This window comes from Methermicoccus shengliensis DSM 18856 (genome assembly GCF_000711905.1).
Lineage (GTDB): Archaea > Halobacteriota > Methanosarcinia > DSM-18856 > Methermicoccaceae > Methermicoccus > Methermicoccus shengliensis.
On record NZ_KL543984.1, the window covers coordinates 21671 to 40377 of the forward strand.

17 protein-coding genes are annotated in these 18707 nt (G+C 42.4%); 1 reads left to right on the forward strand and 16 read right to left on the reverse strand.

Features of this window, described 5'->3' with window-relative positions; translation table 11 throughout:
• Positions 1–2: 2 nt before the first annotated feature.
• The 16 genes from csx1 to cas6 form a co-directional block, all read right to left on the reverse strand.
• The gene (csx1, locus tag BP07_RS08150; protein ID WP_084174196.1) at positions 3–1292 is read right to left on the reverse strand and encodes a CRISPR-associated CARF protein Csx1; all 1290 of its coding nucleotides are present in this window, start codon (positions 1290–1292) and stop codon (positions 3–5) included.
• Positions 1289–2437, reverse strand: coding sequence for a type III-B CRISPR module-associated protein Cmr3 (gene cmr3, locus BP07_RS08155; protein WP_042688030.1), 1149 nt, complete (start codon positions 2435–2437; stop codon positions 1289–1291). Before cmr3 ends, csx1 begins: the two co-directional genes overlap by 4 nt.
• Entirely contained in the window at positions 2427–5321 is a 2895-nt protein-coding gene (cas10, locus tag BP07_RS08160; RefSeq protein WP_042688031.1) for a type III-B CRISPR-associated protein Cas10/Cmr2, read from the reverse strand. The genes cmr3 and cas10 overlap by 11 nt, the downstream gene beginning before the upstream one ends.
• On the reverse strand, positions 5318–6574 hold the full coding sequence (gene cmr1 / locus BP07_RS08165) for a type III-B CRISPR module RAMP protein Cmr1 (protein WP_042688034.1): 1257 nt from the start codon (positions 6572–6574) through the stop codon (positions 5318–5320). The genes cas10 and cmr1 overlap by 4 nt, the downstream gene beginning before the upstream one ends.
• Positions 6575–7222 carry a CRISPR-associated protein Cas5 gene (cas5, locus tag BP07_RS08170; protein WP_042688070.1) on the reverse strand — a complete coding sequence of 216 codons (648 nt, stop codon included), beginning with the start codon at positions 7220–7222 and terminating at the stop codon, positions 6575–6577. It lies immediately after the preceding gene.
• Positions 7223–7232: 10 nt separating this feature from the next.
• Positions 7233–8180 (reverse strand): type I-B CRISPR-associated protein Cas7/Cst2/DevR, encoded by a 948-nt coding sequence (gene cas7i, locus BP07_RS08175; RefSeq protein ID WP_042688036.1) that lies wholly within the window; start codon positions 8178–8180, stop codon positions 7233–7235.
• Positions 8177–9724: a hypothetical protein gene (locus BP07_RS08180; protein ID WP_052353379.1), complete on the reverse strand. Its 1548-nt coding sequence runs from the start codon at positions 9722–9724 to the stop codon at positions 8177–8179. Before BP07_RS08180 ends, cas7i begins: the two co-directional genes overlap by 4 nt.
• A gap of 266 nt (positions 9725–9990) precedes the next feature.
• The gene (gene cas5, locus BP07_RS08185; protein WP_042688039.1) at positions 9991–10704 is read right to left on the reverse strand and encodes a CRISPR-associated protein Cas5; all 714 of its coding nucleotides are present in this window, start codon (positions 10702–10704) and stop codon (positions 9991–9993) included.
• A 10-nt stretch (positions 10705–10714) separates the two neighbouring features.
• Entirely contained in the window at positions 10715–11668 is a 954-nt protein-coding gene (locus tag BP07_RS08190; protein ID WP_042688042.1) for a DevR family CRISPR-associated autoregulator, read from the reverse strand.
• Positions 11669–12025, reverse strand: a complete 357-nt coding sequence (locus tag BP07_RS08195; protein ID WP_042688044.1) for a hypothetical protein — start codon at positions 12023–12025, stop codon at positions 11669–11671.
• Positions 12012–13064 carry a hypothetical protein gene (locus tag BP07_RS08200; protein ID WP_042688046.1) on the reverse strand — a complete coding sequence of 351 codons (1053 nt, stop codon included), beginning with the start codon at positions 13062–13064 and terminating at the stop codon, positions 12012–12014. Before BP07_RS08200 ends, BP07_RS08195 begins: the two co-directional genes overlap by 14 nt.
• A complete protein-coding gene (locus BP07_RS08205; RefSeq protein ID WP_042688049.1) occupies positions 13042–15324 on the reverse strand; it encodes a CRISPR-associated helicase/endonuclease Cas3 in 2283 nt (760 codons plus the stop codon). The genes BP07_RS08200 and BP07_RS08205 overlap by 23 nt, the downstream gene beginning before the upstream one ends.
• A complete protein-coding gene (locus tag BP07_RS09170) occupies positions 15321–15446 on the reverse strand; it encodes a CRISPR-associated endoribonuclease Cas6 (protein ID WP_084174198.1) in 126 nt (41 codons plus the stop codon). The genes BP07_RS08205 and BP07_RS09170 overlap by 4 nt, the downstream gene beginning before the upstream one ends.
• Positions 15447–15453: 7 nt before the next feature.
• Complete coding sequence (locus tag BP07_RS08210) at positions 15454–15774, reverse strand: nucleotidyltransferase family protein (protein ID WP_052353380.1); 321 nt, start codon at positions 15772–15774, stop codon at positions 15454–15456.
• Complete coding sequence (locus BP07_RS08215; protein ID WP_052353381.1) at positions 15753–16112, reverse strand: HEPN domain-containing protein; 360 nt, start codon at positions 16110–16112, stop codon at positions 15753–15755. Before BP07_RS08215 ends, BP07_RS08210 begins: the two co-directional genes overlap by 22 nt.
• Positions 16109–16831, reverse strand: a complete 723-nt coding sequence (gene cas6 / locus BP07_RS08220; protein ID WP_042688052.1) for a CRISPR-associated endoribonuclease Cas6 — start codon at positions 16829–16831, stop codon at positions 16109–16111. The genes BP07_RS08215 and cas6 overlap by 4 nt, the downstream gene beginning before the upstream one ends.
• 340 nt (positions 16832–17171) lie before the next feature.
• On the opposite strand from cas6, the gene BP07_RS08225 reads away from it, so the two are divergent.
• The gene (locus BP07_RS08225; RefSeq protein WP_042688055.1) at positions 17172–18440 is read left to right on the forward strand and encodes an ATP-binding protein; all 1269 of its coding nucleotides are present in this window, start codon (positions 17172–17174) and stop codon (positions 18438–18440) included.
• Positions 18441–18707: the final 267 nt, after the last annotated feature.

An 18707-nucleotide genomic window follows, 5' to 3' on the forward strand; every position in this document is an offset into this window, starting at 1 on the left:
TCTCAATCACCCCTCTTTAGTCTGAATTGCAGAGATTTGATAGAATAGGGTATTACCTGCTCATCCTTAGATTTATATTTGAACGTGATAGTTCCAAAATTTTCCTCAACCATCGTGACATTGTATTCAAATCCAGAGTGAGCTATGAAGTTTCTAACTACCTTATTTTCGTCGGTTGTATCGCTACTACTGATACCGCTTGAGGATAAGTATTCAGCCAAAGGCTTCCAACCCTTTCCACGTAGGGAGCTCTTCGGTTTTCCGCTGGTGGTAAGCCTGTTCTCTAAGTCCTTTATCTGCTCTTCGACTATTACGCCAATCCTCGGCAGTTTGTTGAACAAAGTTTCTGATATTGTTTTCAATTCGTTGAGCGTAACTTCCTTCTTCGGTAAATTCCTAAATTCTGTGTTGAGTACTCTTAGCAAATAATACAACTTTGAAAGAGTTTTGAAATTTGAGTCGAGTGTCGAACTTCTTATCACGGATCGACCATCAACGGTTATATCACGGTAAAAGGATTTCAGCCTGCTTTCGATTTCTTTTTCGATTTCAACCATCTTGGGACACAATGTCGCAAAAACAAGCGGAAAACCGTTGGCAACTGAGCTTATGAACGCATTCCAGCGGTTGAAGTTTTCATCCTCCAGAAGACTCAGGATGGGTTTTGGTTTTACCTCTCGATCCTCAACAACCCTCACGTTTAGCCTGAGTTTGCGGATTTCTTCTTGTGGAACTCCTAAAGGATATGGCTCGGAATTTAATACTTTAAACTGCACATCTTTAAGATACGAAGCCAAGCCCAAGAGACTCGATAACGCTCTGTACGTCAGGACGGGCATGAAGTTAATGCCGTGAGTCAGGTCAAGATAAACAGTCATATCTTCATCCGGAAGACGCTTAGCGAGTTCGTAGGTTGTGTAATGGTAGTAGTCGAGCATATCACCTTCAACCCGTATATTCCCGAAAACTCCCACACCGGCAGCAATTACGAGTTCAATTCCATCGAACTTCTCCTCAAGTTTTTCTTCAACAAAATACCTTACACGTTCTTTAACGTCCTCTCTAATCTCGTCGTAGCTTGAAAAATCACATTGGGAGATGGGAGGTTCACCAGCCCTACTAACTATGTTAGCTAATGTATCGAGAACTACTACGATTATTTTGTCGGGTTTTATTGCTTCTCTCAAAACAGGTAATGTGCTAAAGCTTCGTTTTTCGACACTTCCATAAACGTATGTTGCTTCATTCCACCCGAATGGATTACCCCACGGTACCACCAAAACTTTCTTCATTCCCAAACCCCCATAAAACACAAGCCGTAACCCAACTTTGTGAGTTCTCCAAGCTTCAGATACGGCTCATTCAGCTTAAATTCTCCATTGAATTCCACAAAATAAACACTACTCGGTGGAATTGCGTAGCGGTTGCCCTTTGGTCTGTTTAACGCATAATCCCACCCGCTGATTGCTATGGGCTTTCCTATGAGCGGATAAACTCCATCTATTTCAATCATTTCCTTCAAACTCCTGCCTGAATGATTATCGCCATTCAAAGTGATTTTAGCCTTCGCTATATTCCATGAATAACACTCACACTTCTTTCCTCCCTCGTCCCGCCTGATACAATTCAAAATCGGCGTCGCTACATATAGCTTGAATCTACCACTCTCATTAATTCTTTTTCTAATGTCTTTCCAGCTATCCCTGTAATCCTCAATGGGGTCCCCGTCATCAAACTCAAATGTGACGAACCTGTTCTCTCCGCCGAGCTTTAAAAGTCGATTTCCGTTATCCAAATGCTTCTTAACAATATCCGCATCTTTACCGAACCACACAGATACGCCAGCGTCCTTTTCAAATCTCAAAAATTCTACCTTGTAAAAGTATCCTTCCTCCGTCGTTTTCGAGTTGTCGAGCTTTATTCCAACCCTGCTTTCCCTCTTCAAAAGCTCGTTCTCATTTACAACAGCCCCCTCAAGCTCTTTCTCGCCAAGCTCACCTTTCAAGTACTTAACTAAGTTGTTGCCCTCGATGTACCCGTTAACGCTCTCGAAATGTATATCCCTACCTCCAAAAACGTAATTACTCAAAACGTTAATAGGTCTCACGTAAAAACAACCATCTACACCCTTTGATTTTACAATGTCCATTGGTGCTTTAAAGTATTCGCGAACTTTGTTAGATTTACGTTTACAAAAGAACTGCCCAATTATCTCGAATTCGGGATCAACTGATTTGTATCTGCCATTATCTCGCCTTTCAAGACCTGCAAGCTTCAAAGCTTCTCCAGAAAACTCACTATTCACCAAAATCTTGCTTCTTATCGCTCCGGCTATAGTTTGAGGCAAAGGTAACTGCGACCTCGCCACATGAGCTTCCCCAGCAGTGAAATTTTTTGATTCCCTGAAAAGCAGAACATCGTTCGGTTTAATCAGCATTCTCACATTTACCACCACCCAGTTCGGCATCACAATCAACCAGAATCTTCAAAAGTATGAACAGAGATCTGACTTGCTTTTTCAGAATTAAACCGTAAAGCTTTTCGTAGAATTTACAGTCTTCAACCCCGTCTATCCTTGCAACGTCGTACAGCTTTCCAAGAGACAATTCACAATTCTTCACGAGCTTTTGAATGCTGGCATTCAGTTTCTCTTCCAGAACTTTCTTATCTTCGTCACATAATCCGTACTCCCTTGTGTCAACGCCAACCAGCCGAACTTCGACTCTAAGCTTTCTCGCAATATTCATTATCCTTTCGAGCAAGTTCCCGACGATTTCTTCCTTGCTGTCGCCGTCGTAGTGTCTCAATAGCCCGTATTTCAAAAAGCTCGTTATAGCTCCCTCATCGTTCGGAACTTTATTGATCTCTTCAACCACGTGATAAATTATTCTACGAGATACGTTCGGCTTCTCGTTTTCTTTCGAGTTCCTTATCAGCCACACGAGATAATCGAGTTCCGGAACTATATCCCAGTTAAAGACTGCTTCGCTGTAACTCCCCCTTCTCGTGAGATGTCCAACGGCAACGGCATCTCTACCGAAATTCTTGGCTTTCTTCTCCAGCATACGGGCTTTATCAAGGGCATCGTATAGGGGATGTTTGTAATGCACTATCAGTATGCCAGCACTCATGGTTTTGGAGGGTAGTAATTCCCAGCCGTCCCAATCCTTTCCAAACTCTCCTTGGATGTCGTAAGCACAACGCAAAGCGGAATCTATCGGCAACAAAGCTAAAACGTCGTCTCCTCCGGCGTAAATGAGTTCACCTCTACGGTTTTTGACGATTTCTGAAACTTTATTGACTGAGAAGTAAGCTAAAGCACGGCTTATCGCTGCGTGGGTTGCTGGGGTAATCAACCTCTTGGTTTTTTCGACCTTTTCTTTTGCATCTTGGAGCAGATACTCCAAAACTGCTGGATGTAAGTAATCCTTAACGGGTTTCATTTCGTCGCCGACGAGCATTTTACCCATATTGTCGCCGTCCATTATCAGGATGGCGTAGTATTTTTCCGGTTTCTCGTGCTGGTCGTATATTTTTTCGACGATCTTTTTCGGCTCCTCAAGTTCAGCTTCTGAAACTTCAACGTAGAAGTTATCTTTAAGATATTTCAAATTCCAATTTTCTATATACAACAACTCTGAGTCAATAAGTTCATCAAACCCATCCCTATTTTTAACGAGTTTTTTGAGTTTTTCATTACCTTTGAGAGCATTAATTAGCTCTCTGTAGTGTTCAGAATTTTCAAAATTTTCAACTTTCGACAACCAATCATTCTTTCTCAAAGCAACCTCAGAAACCGACTCAAATCCCGCATCGATGTCCAATTTACTCTTAATCCAAAGAGGGTAATACCTCTTTATCAAACAAATTGGACATAGCTCCTCGTTTTCTTTGAAAATACCGGTTTCTCTAAATTCTCTAAATTTATTCTTAATCCGTTTCCACGTTTTCTCGGTTCCAACAATTTCAAGTTCACCACACATCGTACATTTGTATTTACTTTCACCCTCACGTTTTTCGAACTTCCTTGATGAAATGGCAACAAGCCCATCTATCAGTTCAAACATCAATGAATATAGATCAAAAGGTTTACCAAAATCGTAAGCTGAATGTTCCATGAGATTAATCCATTTCTTGTATTTGTCTTTAACACTCTCCGGTAGTTCTTCTAAAATATTACAGAGCTTGTTAATATTAGCTGGGACGATTTCAACAGTTACTTTAAAGTAGTTTCTAATTGTATCCTCAAAACTTTCTTTTATTTCAAGAATTTCCAAAGCATCGTTAAGTATATTATTTAATATCTCATGGATTTTGTTTTCGATTTTAAGCTTTATCGTCTCAAGAGCTTCTTCGTAATCGTCCGCACATCCGATTATAGCCAAAAACTTGTTCGGAATATTTGCTATTTTGAGATTTTCCTTTTGTCCTTGACCGATAAATCCACCGAAGTATTTTCCATACTCTTTATCAAAAAACGGCTGACCTCTCAGGTGGGGAAAGATTATCGCATCGGGTCCGAATTCATCAACTACTACCTCTATAGCTTTAAAGGTCAAAAAGCTCAAAAGGTGACTACCTGCCCACAAATCTTTTTCTTTCCTTGCATTCTTTATGAAATCTTGGACGGGACTGATTTTGAACATCAACAGGGCGGGTTTGCCTTTAATTAAAGCACCGTGAATGGCTGAAGTAGCATCGAGATGATCCCAGATGCTGTGATCGGGACATCTTGTTTCTGCAGGTAGATTCATAAGTTCTTCTGCTAAAATATCAACGATTTTATTCGTGTTATCTCTAAAAACAACTTCGATGACTTCTAGCCACTTTTTTCTCAGCATATTTGCAATTTCATTTTTAAGGCACTGTACATAGTAGTTCCAGATTCTGAAGTAATCTCCTTTTGGATTGTTTTCCCAAAAACTTTTCAAGACGTTTTTCTCAACGTCTAAAACGTCTTCAACGAATTCGTCAAGTTTTGAGTAACTATATACACCCCTAATGTGATCGCAAAAACGACTTAGACACTCATACCTCTTTTTGCATGCTGTTACAGGATGCTTAAAAACGGGATAACCTACGTGAATATAATTCCCACTTGATTTTCCGTAAAAATCAACCGAGGGTATTTTTCCTTTAGCTTGAAACACTAACCTTTGAAGAGATGATGAAATTATGTCTGCCTCTATCTTATTCCAATTTAAACTTATATTTTTTAGCAAATCTTTTGCTCTATCCTCGTGCTTTATTATCTTCAAAACCTTATCTGGCGGGTCGTGTAAGAACGCTATCGTTTTTTCTACCCGCATTTTGGAAGTCATGGAAACACCTCCACGAAGGATGACCTTAAATCCTCTATGAGTTTGTCGTAGAACCGGTCGTATGCTATTTTTGAATCCTCACCTTTTCTGAGGATGAATAACTTACCATTGGCTGAAGCGACTCTAGTTTTCCCTCTATAAACCCCTCCAGAATATTTAACCGGGCCTCTGTAATCTGGCATAAAGAGATATTTGAACACCGTTATAACAGGATAGCACTTATTGTCAACTTTGTTTACAGTCATTATCAAACTCGACGCACGTCTGTTGGCATTCCAGTGATCGACCGTGAATTTAACAAACTCGCTATCAAATTTTTTATAGAACTGAATTGGAAGTCCAACATACGGACGTCTTTCGTCGTTGGCTGGAATATTCCTAATGTGAGTTTCGCCATTTAAATATTTACGGTATATTCTATGAGCTATCTTTCTATCCGCATGCCTGAATCTGAATCCACCGTTAAACTTTCCTCTACGATCCAAATCTCCGAGATACCATTTTCCAACCTCCTCAATCGCGTCGCTTAGACCATTGGCTGGAGTTCCTATGAACACCCACGAAGTTTCTTGGGAGAATATGGGATATCTAATGTCTTTGACGACACCCCTTTTAAAGTCCAACTTACCCATAATTTCCGTAGTCTCCCTAATTAAAGCATTGAAAGTTTCGGAATAGTATTCCTTCAAATTGTCGATAGAGATTTCAAGGGGAGGAACAAATCTAATACCAACTTCAACATCCATGTCTGGTTCTGCCACCGGAAAGAGAGATCCCGCAAACTTTCTCGATCTCGATCCAAATCCTCCCAAGTGAAGTGCCATCCATAAAGACAGGAGCGACGCTTTAAGTGCAGTCCCCTCATAGCTTTTGATAGTAATGTGAAATCTCTCACCCGGAAGTATAGCCGGCTTTGAATTTCTTCCAATTTTTGAATTTCTTCCAACTTGAGAAAACCAGAAATATGGTTCATATTTGTTTTTAGTTTCATAAGTAGACTTGCCTTCAACTCGTTCGGCTTCTATGATTATTCTGCTCTTACCAGTCCCACCGCTCCCAGCAGAGCCAAGTATTCTTCCTTCAGCTAATCTCAAATTCTCAATATCATCTCCAAAATAGTTTCCAGCCAAAGCCCTGAACCACCACCTCATCAACCCCTTAATCGAGGATGCTCTAATCTCCGCTCCCCTCGGGTTCGCCCCCCTCATAAATATCGGCGTTATAGCCTCAACATCAAATTCAGCTTTGTACATTTACAACACCACAACATATCGATTTTCGAATTCAACTGCTTTGATTTTCCCCTTAGCAGGATAAGCAATAGGAATCGACACCGTCCTGTACTCCACACCAAACGTCCTTCCAGCCCTCACAAACCTGTAAGGCACCTTCTCCACAACACACCCCTCATGAACTCCCTCAACAACGCTCCAAACCTCTTCTGCCTCCACCTCCTCCACCTCCACCGGCTCAAAAACTTCCACATCCACCAGATCGTCCGAACCACCGAGATACAGCGGTCTTTCTGGGCTCAAAAGAGCTGAATGTACTTCTTTAATTCTCTCATCCTCTCCGACCAGAAATATCTCGTAGCTCGGCTCCACCAGAAACTCCCTGAACATGGGCGAAGAGGGAAAGGTTCTCTGATAGCTCCTGCCAGTCCCCTTCAACTTCAGAACCTTCGCCATCTCCCTGCACTTTTCAAAGTTCAGCGGTTTCATTCCGATTTTAAACCATTCCTGAACTCTCAAGTCATCTCTGGGCAGTCCAAGGGCGTTTGAAATCATGCCCCTGATTGTGGTGTAGGGTGGAATGTGGTAGCTCAAAATAAGGGAGGTGGACGTTGGCTCCCTGAACGTGGTAAAATACGGGCAATCGACCCTGAGCTTCAGCCCGAGCATGTTAACACCGTTACAGCGTTTGTTCATTCAGGTACTCCAACGCCCCTGTTATGGCCTCATTTGTGCTCCTGACCTCGACACCAAGCTCCTCCAGCTTTGCCCTCACATCGTCATCGTTTTCAATAACGCCCGGCAAAATTCCCGCGATCATCTTTGGACTGTATTCCTCAACGTCTTTGATCACGGCCTCCAGCCTCTGCAGATCCACAGCCCCATTATTTACAGAGAATGCTTTCTGCAGCCTGTGAGAATACACGTTCTGGAAGGCAATCAGAATCAAATCTGGCGTGAAGTCCGTAAGCAACCTTGCCTGCTTTGAATAGTCCGAGAGGTACCTGATGGCCTCAAGAACCTTAGAAACCCTTTTCTTTCTTTCCTCTCCATCCAGATAGTGCTCTATCCTGACCGTCCTTTCCTTCTCGTCAACCCTCTCCTCGCCACCGACCCGTGCGACATCTACAGCCATTCCGCACTTGTACAGGTTGAGACCGACCTCAACGTTGACGATGTCACCACTCATCTCCCCTTCAGACATTCTGTGCCTTCTGGTGAGAAAATCCACGACGGCATTGTCCTCAAATGGCAGTAAACCCACTGCTGGGGAGACCTTAACAGGTGAAACCCGTGTAATCGCCCCACCCGGGTGCCCCTCTGGATGGCCTGGCAGAGTTACCCCCTTCTTTATCGTTGTCATGAACCCAAACAGATCGCATCCAATGCACTTCTGGATGTCTCCACAGGTTTCACCCTTGTCATTGGGCACGCACATGTACTCGTCCCCAAGACTTCTCCGGATGGCCTCTTTGAGATAGTACCTCATCGCCTGTCCGGAAACGTACGGATACTCCGTACCGTTCCTTTTGTACTTCTTGATATCAATAAAGTTCGCCTCACCCTCTCCAGAGTTCAGGTTGGTTAAATCGGTCTGAGACAACCACACAACACTCACGCACTTCATTGACTGCCACCTCCCTTGGACATTCTGTCTATCGCATAATACATGGAAGAGTAAACGATCAGCAAATCCCTGACCTCCCTCCATCCCTCTTTGTTGTTCTCGACGACGCCCTTCACAAGCTGAATCAGCTCGTCCAGGGCAGTGGGTCTGATCATTTTCAGGTCTTTTTCCTCCATGCCGGGGAGCTTCCTTGCTATCTCCCTCAGAACGCTCCAGAATTCGTCCACCGTTCTGACCCTGTCCATCTTGTAGAGCAGGGAGGCGTTGTTCCGGGACGCCTTCGCGATAATGTTCCCAACACTTTTTATGGCATCGAGCCTCTCCTTGGGAATGCCCATTCTTCTCCACCTCCATACAAATATCAGCTCCTCCAAAGCCCTCCTGGTTTCAGAGGAGAAGAGGACGTAGCCACCTTTTCGAGGCAGCAAGCTACTCGTGAAATCTCTGAAATCATCGAGCAGAAAGAATCTGGATAAACTCTCCTGAATTTCCCTTGTGGTATCCCAGTCTCCACCCTTTTTGTTTTCTGAGTGGAAATACATCTTGCTGAATATTTCTTTATAAATGAAATTGCACTTTTCTCCATTTTCATATATATCTCTAATAATCCCCAGAATCCCTCTTTCAACGTTTATTGAATCCACTTTTATATTTTTCACGGCACCAAACGGAATGTGAAGCACAACCCAGTCATTTGCAATTATGTCCTCTGTTGCATTCTCAATGAACTTCTCGTAAAAGCAGAGCAGTGTGGAGTACTCTCCGGGAGTGTTTTCAACCTCGTCAGAACTCGGGTTAACGCGTATGTTTGAATATCTGGCCGTCTCGTTCAGGATGCCCGAGTACATGCAGGACTTCTTAAAATCATGTAACTCTCTCAAACTGACAAAATGGGGAAGGAACAAAAACGATTTGTCTCCCGGAAAAGTTCTGTAAATCAGGGCTTCATCAGTCCATTCCAGAACCCCGATCAGATAGCAAAGCGGGCAAAGATTATCGTAGTACTCTTTGAGAGATAGCGCCTTCCCATCCTTATAACTCCTCACACCGCTCAAACTTGCTATTTTAGTGACGAAAGGATAATTTGCCTGCTGAAGTTTCTTAATGGCTCTGTCGAAAGAGCGACTGCATAAAATGCACCTGAACTTCCCTTCTTTCGTGTCAAATATTCTCGATAGCATTCCAGCCGTCTTTTCTGGCTTATATAAGTCCTCCTTAAAGGCAACCTTTCCACCAATCTTCTTTTCCTCTTGCAGTATTAGATGGTCTTTCCTGATCTCTTTAATTTCGTTAGTTTTATCATTTTTCTCAATCACAAGCAAGTTTTGCCTTTTTTCAAGAATCTTTCTTGTCAATTCCTTGATAAACTCTTCTTTATTCTTTATTTCAATCTTCACAGAAGTGGCTGTCAGCTCTGCATCACAGGAGTCCAAATCCCCTGTTATTCTGAAGAAGTTCTCCAGACCATTATCCATCCAAGGGTCCTTGTAAACGGTGATCTCAAAATCCGAGCACACTTTCACAGAAGCTTCTGCACTGCGCATACCATCACCACACCTAAGTAGGAATCAAAGATGACGAGTGATACGAGCTGAGCGCCGTAGTGCTCTCTTTATCCAGCAACCCTATGTGCTCTTCATGAGCTTTTGAGTTTGAGTAGAACATGCAGTCACTCTACCCCCTCATTCCAGCGCTCCGCTCCATCCGTAGAGCGGTGCCAGGCTGGTCGTATTTTTCCACCCGAATGTTAGAAGGATAAACTATTTAAGACTTCTTAGGCTCGCCTATAGTTCTTTGTTTGAAGGTGGGACTAACAAATTTCGAGGAGTTTCCAGTTTTTGCCCTTTTTGATTTTGGCTTTGATGAGGTAGTACTTTCTTTCGAAGATGTTTCTGCCCGATTTGCCTGAATATGGGTTTATTTGTTCAAATATTGCCTTTTTACTTATGTCTTTTACTGGATAAATCACATAGGATTCTTTGGAAATAGCTTCCACAAATTCTTTATCGGATAATGCTTTAATTGCATCTTCTGTCGGCTCTTCTGTTTGCTCCATGCGCTTGACGTAAAGCATCGAGTCGCCTGAGCCAAGATATCTCAGCATACCAAAATATTTGATTATAGTATCTACATTGTCACAACCAACAAACAGGTTTACGTCATTTGGGAAAAAGACATACTCTCTAATTCCGAACGTGGATTCAAACGCGGGTAACGAGCCTTGCTCATATTTTTCTTTATCTGCTTTAGTCTTAATCCCCTTCTTTTTTAATCGCTTAATCAAAAACGAGTTAATTGCAATTTGCTTGGGCGGGACAATTCGTACATCAGCATCCCGCACAGCATAAAAAACACGCTCACCTTCAGCAACATTACCAGTAGCTCTTATGGCCGTTGCTACCACTGCAAGCTTTATCGCCGACGGAGATGGTAACGGGACACTCAAAGCGTACTGTGAAGAGTAATCTGGTATGCGGTACGAGAAAAATGATGGAAAGTGTAGTGTTAATTTTACCCACTGCATCTCTGTTCACCTAAAACTCCATTTTATACGGCTTATTGTCAGTCAACTGTCCCATCTTCGTCGCGAAGTCTGCGATACTATCAAATTCCACAACTTTTAATGAATCGTTTATGCTTTCTGATATGGTCTTTATTTCATTGGCATAGCTATCCTTGAGCGGTGAAATCACAGGTACAGGCATTGGCTCTGTCGAGTAAACTATTACCCCACTGAAATCTTCAACATGTGGTAATCGTGTGGTTGTCATTGCTCCTTCTGGACGGGAAAATAGAAGCTGGTACGCCTTTAATGCAAGCTTGTATCTTCTTTCCCTCGCGCTATCGTCCGCATCATAGGTGTATTTGCTCTGTCTTGCTTCATTTAATCCAATTCTCCAAGACTGGAATACTGAGATTACTGCATATACACCGGAACGGGTTGGACGGTGGTAAACCATCTGTGTTGAAACACCTTCGGCCTTTTCTTCGTTTTCTTGACCCCTATCACCTCTACCCTTCTCACCAAGAGCATGTCTTGCATGGGTGTGGATATCTCTATAGACTTCAGGTACTCCAAGAGCCCAGCCGAATTCTACTGTTGACTTCCTTGAAGCCGTAGGCCTTTCAAGAAGGAAGCCCTGAACGTCACATATATCGCATGTCCCTAAAGCCTGCGCTAACGCGTCTTCAACGTCATTGGCCGTAACTTTTTTTGTTTTTATCGCAAAATTGAATTTTTCTGGGTTTAGCACCTTGCAGGCATCGCATAAGTTGCTTTTATCATCTAAGACCCACATGATCCCCGTATGAATGTGCTTTAGCATCTCTCCAGAAATTCCGTCGGTTGTTACTGCTTTCTTCGTGTTCGGGTCGATTATTCTAACACTTCTCGGCTCTGTGACGTTTCCAACGGTTCCTTCATTGTTCAGGCTGTGTAGCTGCCATGTAGCCCTACCCAAAATAGCAATTTCATATATTTCGTTCACTTAAACCACCTCCTCAGACTCAGGAGACTCTTCTCTCTCGCTTTTAACAAGAGCGTAACTGATAAGTGCCGCTCTAACTGGCTTTACATCGTATTTATCGACCAGACTCATAAGTTCTTCTAAATCTTTCTCACTAAGACGACTAAGTTCCTTTCCCCTATAGCCTTTCCTTGCCGTACTCTCATATCTCCTCAAAAACTTCTTAATAACTTCTTCAAACTGTTCCTTTGTCTCAACGTATTCTAATTCCACAAGAGACGCGTAATCTTCGCCAATCCTCAGTGCTTTCCTCAATGCTGATCCAAAATTCTTTACAGCCTCACATCCAAAAATATCTCCAAGTTTAAACTCCGACAAAGTTTATCACCTCCTTTAAAATTCCCTCTTCGTAACTTCCGAAGCTTATGCGATCGTTATCAAGCTCATTTCTTAGATGAAGTCTGATGTATCTTTCATAATTGGACAAATTTGGATTTGCTATGAATTCGGCCAAAGTAGTTGGCAAATCTTCATATCCTTTTCTGAAGGCAGTCCATTCAAAAATATTTTTCCATTTATTCAGCACGTTCTTTGCTTCATTGGATTCTGCTGTCTGGTGTAGAAAATCAAGAGGAAAAATACCTCCCGTTAACGGTTTCCACTGATTTCCGGTTTTTACCATCACGCCATATATCAAAGAGCCAAACTTTGGAGCAAACTTGCCTCCTTCTTCAACTCTGATCTCCTCTAAAACTAAATTTATGGCTATTTGAGCTATTGATGGGAACCATCCTGCCCTATGTAATCCTTTTACAGAATCGTCGATTCTCTTTTTAATTTCATCAACTAGGTGGAGTATTCTCGTTCTAGTGGGGCTTGGAACAGCAAAAACCATGCCCATGTTTGAGAACTTTCGTATGGTTGCATTGACGTGCCCCAGTACTGACATACTAAAATCATCTATCGATACTTTTACAGACGACCCCTCAGAATACTGCTTTTTTAGCAGAATTTCATCCCTAATTCCCTTCGTTGCTGCCAGCTCCATTGGCTGGTAGAGAGTCTCCTTTCCGCTTCCTATAGAAACTGGTGATTTCATCTCTTTTAGACCATCCAATATATTTCGGATATTTTCTATATTTCTTAAGAACTCTACAACTTTCTTTTTTGTCTTTTCTCTTTGTCCACTTCCAATCGTTAGGAACGTCCAGTTCCAAGCTTGGTCATCACCTAAAAATCGATGAATCTGGTCGATTCTCCCAAAATCCAACTCTCTTTTCGATTCTATCAAATAAAACCCACCCATGTCACTTACGATTGCGTCCCCGCTCAGTGCATGCACAATAATCGCCACTCCGTATGCCCTTGATACATCAAAAAACTCCCAGCCAGTTTTAGGCAGAAAATATCGATTCATAACTTACACCTCCAGTAGCAAGTCTGTCTGAGATTCTTACCAATTTAGAAAGCAAGCCATAAAGTCTGTAAGCTTCATTCTCATCAACTACATCTAAGTACGTAAAATCAAGCCTATTAGCTGAATCATGGGCTTTGATAAACTCTTTTGGAACACTCCAAACTTCATCGATGAATTTGTCGAAGTGTGGAATTAGACTGTATCCTTTGTATTCTCTCGCCCACGGTGCGTGGTGATGGGCAATAGTCAAATAGAATGCTTTGAACACGTCCTCATCATCGAATAAACTTTCTAAATAAGGTTGCAAGGCTCTTGCTGAAACTGTAGCGTGTGGTGGCAGACCTTTGACATTGGTCTCATCTGAATGAGCTAAGGGCACTCTCTCACCCCAGCCAACTTTTTTCTGCCAATATACATTCAGCTTACCAAGATCATGTAGTGCAGTTATGCACCTGATAAGATTGACGAGCTCATTATATCCATACCCGAAGTAGTTAGCGAAATTTTTGATAACATAGCGATAGCGTGGAATCAGATAATATTCGAGCATCCACAAAGTATTCTTTGCATGTTCAACCCAAGTTTCTCTTTCAAGTTTATATTCTGTGTGGCTTTTAACATCCTCAAATTTCTGTTTATCGGGTTCAAAAGAGTTGACAGCCCCCGGAACAGGTTTATCGAATACAAGTCCTACATCCGGAGAGTAGTAGGCACCACTCAAAACGTAAAGCTCAAACGGAGTCACATCTTCATTACTTCTGACAAGACTTGGTGTGTACTTCTCTTCGTAATCCCCAATTACCGGATTCTCCTCCAATTTATATACCTTAATCCCCATTTCCGCAAGTTTCTCGATTTTGCCACTCAAAACACGTGCATCAACACGTATCTTTGGCAGTGCCAAGATTTTCTCAGCTTCCAAGGATTCGGGATTTTCGTGCAATGTAACATCGCATGAGAAAACTTCTCTAACATTTTGCTCAACTTTCGCTTTACTACCCTCATAAACGGCTCTTGCAAGTTCCCCAAGCCTTTGATAAAAGAATGTTGAATCCATGAAAAATTCAAAATGACTTGAAAGAACTTGGTTAACGAGTTCAACTTCAGTCTGCCAGTCCAGAACAAAGCTCTTCCCTCTACTATTAACCTCTGTTATAGTGCTCTCAACAAGCTCTTTTGAATATGGAGCGTATGGATTTCCGGAACCTTCACTAAGCCCAAACACATGAAGCTCACCGTTGCCACCCCATCTCGCACATCTTCCTGCCCTTTGTATCAGTGCATCAACTGGAGCAGCTTCTGACAAAATCTTTGGAGAAGAGATATCCATACCAACCTCCACGACCTGTGTGGAAATAAATATACATTCGCCTCTACTACTCTTGCCAAAAATTTCCTCGAGAAACTTCTCTTTTTCTGCTCGGTCTTTTTCGAGATATCTGGAATGTAAGAGAAGTACTGGAACTTCTGTTCTGTCTTTTAGTTCCAGATATAGCTTTTGTGCCCGTTCAACGGTGTTAACAACCACAACAAGTTTTCTGTTGCTCTCGACCTCTTTTAGAACAATGTCAGCCGCTAACTCTTCATCAGTTCTGTTTATAAGCTCAACTTTCCGATTTCTCCTTGATTTAATCTCTGACTCATCCTTAACATCTACAACTTCTACTTTGCCTCCGTCTCTCTCCACCCTCTCCCTAACACGCTCAATAAAAACATCTGGCAGGGTGGCGGACATTATAATTGAGGGGAAACCAAGTTTCGCAGATTGCATGGCTATTGCTGCAGTCGTCTGAAGGCCTTTTTCTGGGTCAAGGGTGTGTACCTCATCAAAAACTGCCAAGGCCGATGCAACACCACCAACGAACATGTTTCCCCATCTCTTGGGCATACTTAACGGAACGCTCAAGTACGCTCCAGCAGTCTGGTCGATTGTTGTAACGATTATATCCTCTTCAAAAAGACTACTCGTCGCTTTTTTACCGTGATGAATAGCCGTTCTAAGCTTTTTGGATGAAGCGTATTTTGTTGCTCTCTCACCAATACTTTCGACCAAAGTTCTCGTTGGAAGAGAATAAATTAGCTGAGAAGGTAGAAAATCGTTGACACCATAAATAAAAGGAATTAAAGCAATTTCCGTTTTTCCAGAACCAGTAGGTGCTCTAACAATAAGTGATTTACCTTCTACCAAATTTTCCATAGCTATTTTTTGATATTCGTATGGGTTAACAGCAGTTAATTTACGAAACCCCTCTGTTATCAAACCACCTTCACCATCCCGAACCCCATGCTGTTGCGCTCACCAAACCCGGCCTTGTATCCCATCTCCAGAAGCTCCCTGCTCTCCTTCGTCTCAAAACCCATTTCAACACATTCTGATAGCATATCCTCCTCAAAACTCAACCACAACCCCCTCTCTCAAAGCCTCCCTTACTATACTCGGCCTATTCTTCAGATTCTCAAATTCTTCTGTTGTATAGCAGATGAAGTCAACAGGATAGTTCAAATCCCATTCGAGATAAAGCTGAACTGGGCGCTTCAATGCACTCTTTCCCTTAAATTCGCCGCTTACAATAATTAAATCGATATCACTGTCTTCTTTAAACTCTCCCCTCGCAGCTGATCCGAATATTATTGCTTTCTTAATTCCGTATCTTTTACTGATTTTCTCCAAAAAGTTTTCAATCTCTGTCAGATCGACTGTTCCACCCATTTGATCACCATCTCTGCGTCTTCTATTAATTCTTCTACTTCTCCCTTATTAAATTCCACCATTACATCCGGGTATCTTGTTGCTGTATATGCTGGAGTTATTTTAGCACAGAGCTCCACAATGTCTTCTGGAGCATTTACCATTCTGGCAAGCCGAGTTAAATCGTGTATTTTTGGAAAATTTCCAGTTTGGCTGATTAACAAAGCTTTCAGTGCTTTTTCAGCTGATTGCTGAGCTAAAAATGCTGCAATGTGGGGCTCTCCTATCTCATAATTTTTCTTGGCACCCTGCAAATCCCGCCGTGCGAGCTTGAACCAGATCTCGACAGGGTCTTTCACAGAGCCTTCACCATCCCGAACCCCATGCTGTTGCGCTCACCAAACCCGGCCTTGTACCCCATCTCCAGAAGCTCCCTGCTCCCACTGGCTTCAAACACCATCTCGGTTGCTCTGTGGTAGGTGTCCTTTATGCGAATCATCTTCGGCTTGGCGTTCAGCACCCTGATCTCGAGCTCTTCGTCCTCGGGATCTCTTCCATGAAGGGACCTGAACTTCCTCACCAGATTCTTCCGCACGTTCTCATAGAACCTCGGCTCATCCGGGAACAGGTCCCAGATCTTTTTCTTCCCCCCCTCCTCAACGACCGTTGTAACGCTCACGGGCGAGAGCGTTACGAACTTCTCCCTCTCCCCGATCTCCTTTTCACGCATTACCTTTATACCTGAGAGCACGAATTCCGCGCCACCAATGCTGATCTCTGGTTTCTCCAGCAAACCGCTCACAACAGCCGCGGCGATTTCATTTCGTGGAGATGAGAAGAAGACATGGGTATTCCTGTTCTTCAGATGCATCCGGTCTCCTTCAATAACAAACTCCCTGTTCTCCACCATCAGCTTACTGAACGTGAAGAATTTGAATCCAGGAGTTGAGTGTAATTCAAGCGAGAGATGTGGATTGGAGCGCTGAAGGGCACGGTAAAAGAGAGAAGCGAGATGATACGAGCTGTTCATATCGATGACAGGATTAGAAGTGCAAATGAGATCAATTCTTAATCTCATTAAGAATAATGGGGATGCAATAATTAAAAAACTTTTTGGTATTATGATCAATACCTAAATTTTTTGATATGCTGGGAGGACCTGTCCACATTAGCATAAACACCACCTCAGGCGATTAACAGCATGAAGGGTGTTGATTAATCAACAGTTTGCTTACGAAGTAAGCAACATTGGGGATCGACGACATAGGGGGTCTGAAAGGAGGTGAACTACCCCTCTAACGGAAGGGGCTTCCCGCCCGCACCTGTTAAAATCAGACTAAGGTAGAATTGAAAGAAGCCATATACTTTCCCTCTGAGAGGGAAAAATACTTTTAGAACCTTCCCTATAATAGGCATACATGAAGAGAGATGACGTGGTGGACTACCTCAAGGAATATGAGAGCTTCGAACCCGAACTCATAGAAAGGCAACTATCCGTACCATTAGAATCTCAATTTGTCATATCCATAATCGGTCCGAGGAGGGCAGGAAAAACCTATTACCTGTTTCAGCTTTCCAGAAAGATAGGAGATCATATTTATCTAAATTTTGAGGATTCCAGACTTTATGGAATAGAATACACCGATTTGAGAGATATAATAAGAATTTTTATCGAAATTTATGGAAAAGAGCCGAAATACCTGTTTCTGGATGAGATACAGAATATGAAAAACTGGGAAATTATCATAAGAGAGCTTCATGATCTGAAAAAATACAGGTTGTTTTTGACGGGTTCGTCCTCAAAACTTCTCAGCAAGGAAATTGCAACGCAGCTGAGGGGGAGAACACTATCCTATCTTCTCCTCCCCTTCAGCTTCAAGGAGTTTCTAAAGTCAAAAGGACTGATGATGGAAAAATACGTGAGCAGAGATGAGTCCGCAAAAATAAGGAATTATTTGCTGGAATACATGGAATTCGGCGGGTTTCCAGACGTTGTTCTGAACGAGGAGAAAATAAAAATTTTGAGGGAATACGCCGATTTAATTCTGTTCAGGGATTTCATTGAGAGGCATCAGATAAAGAACATCGAACTTGCCAGATTTTTACATACCTCCACAATCCGAAATTTTTCAAAAGAGATATCGGTGAACTCCATCTTTAACAGGCTTAAAAGCATGGGTGTGAGGGTTTCGAAAAATACCGTGTATGACTACCTATCAAAACTTGAGGATACGGCCTTCTTCTTCTTTTTGAGGAAATATTCCGAAAAACCACATTTAAGAGAGTCATACCCAAAGAAAGTCTATCTGTGTGATACCGGCTTAACAAAAATTGCCAGGTCTTCCGAAGACAAAGGAAAATTGATGGAAAATGTGGTTTTTCTGGAACTGCTTAGAAAAAGAAATCTGAATCCTTTAATGGACGTATTCTACTGGAGAGATTATCATCAGAGGGAGGTGGATTTTGTTGTAAAGGAGGGAAATCGAGTAAAGCAGCTTGTTCAGGTAACCTACGAGTTAACACCGGAAAATGAGAAAAGGGAGATAAACAGTCTATTAAAGGCATCCAAGGAATTAGGATGTAAGAATCTTGTGGTGATAACGTGGGATCGGGATGAAGTTCTGGAAATAAATGGAAAGGAGATAAAAATACTGCAGCTGTGGAAGTGGTTGACGGAGGAAGTATGAGTTTGCTTGGTTAAATCCTCTTTGCTATTTTTCTGTGTGTTGCCCACTCCGTAGGCAATGCAGTCGATATTTATAAGCATCCACATTATTGGGGATCGACGACAGAGGGGGTCTGAAAGGAGGTGTGGGAAAAGATTAAATAGAGAAATAAGGGAAAATAGGGCGTGGTTGAAATAAGACCAAAGTGGGATTGAAAGAAGATAACGATGTGGAGGTGTGGATAGCCTGCTTTTGGTTGAAATAAGACCAAAGTGGGATTGAAAGGTT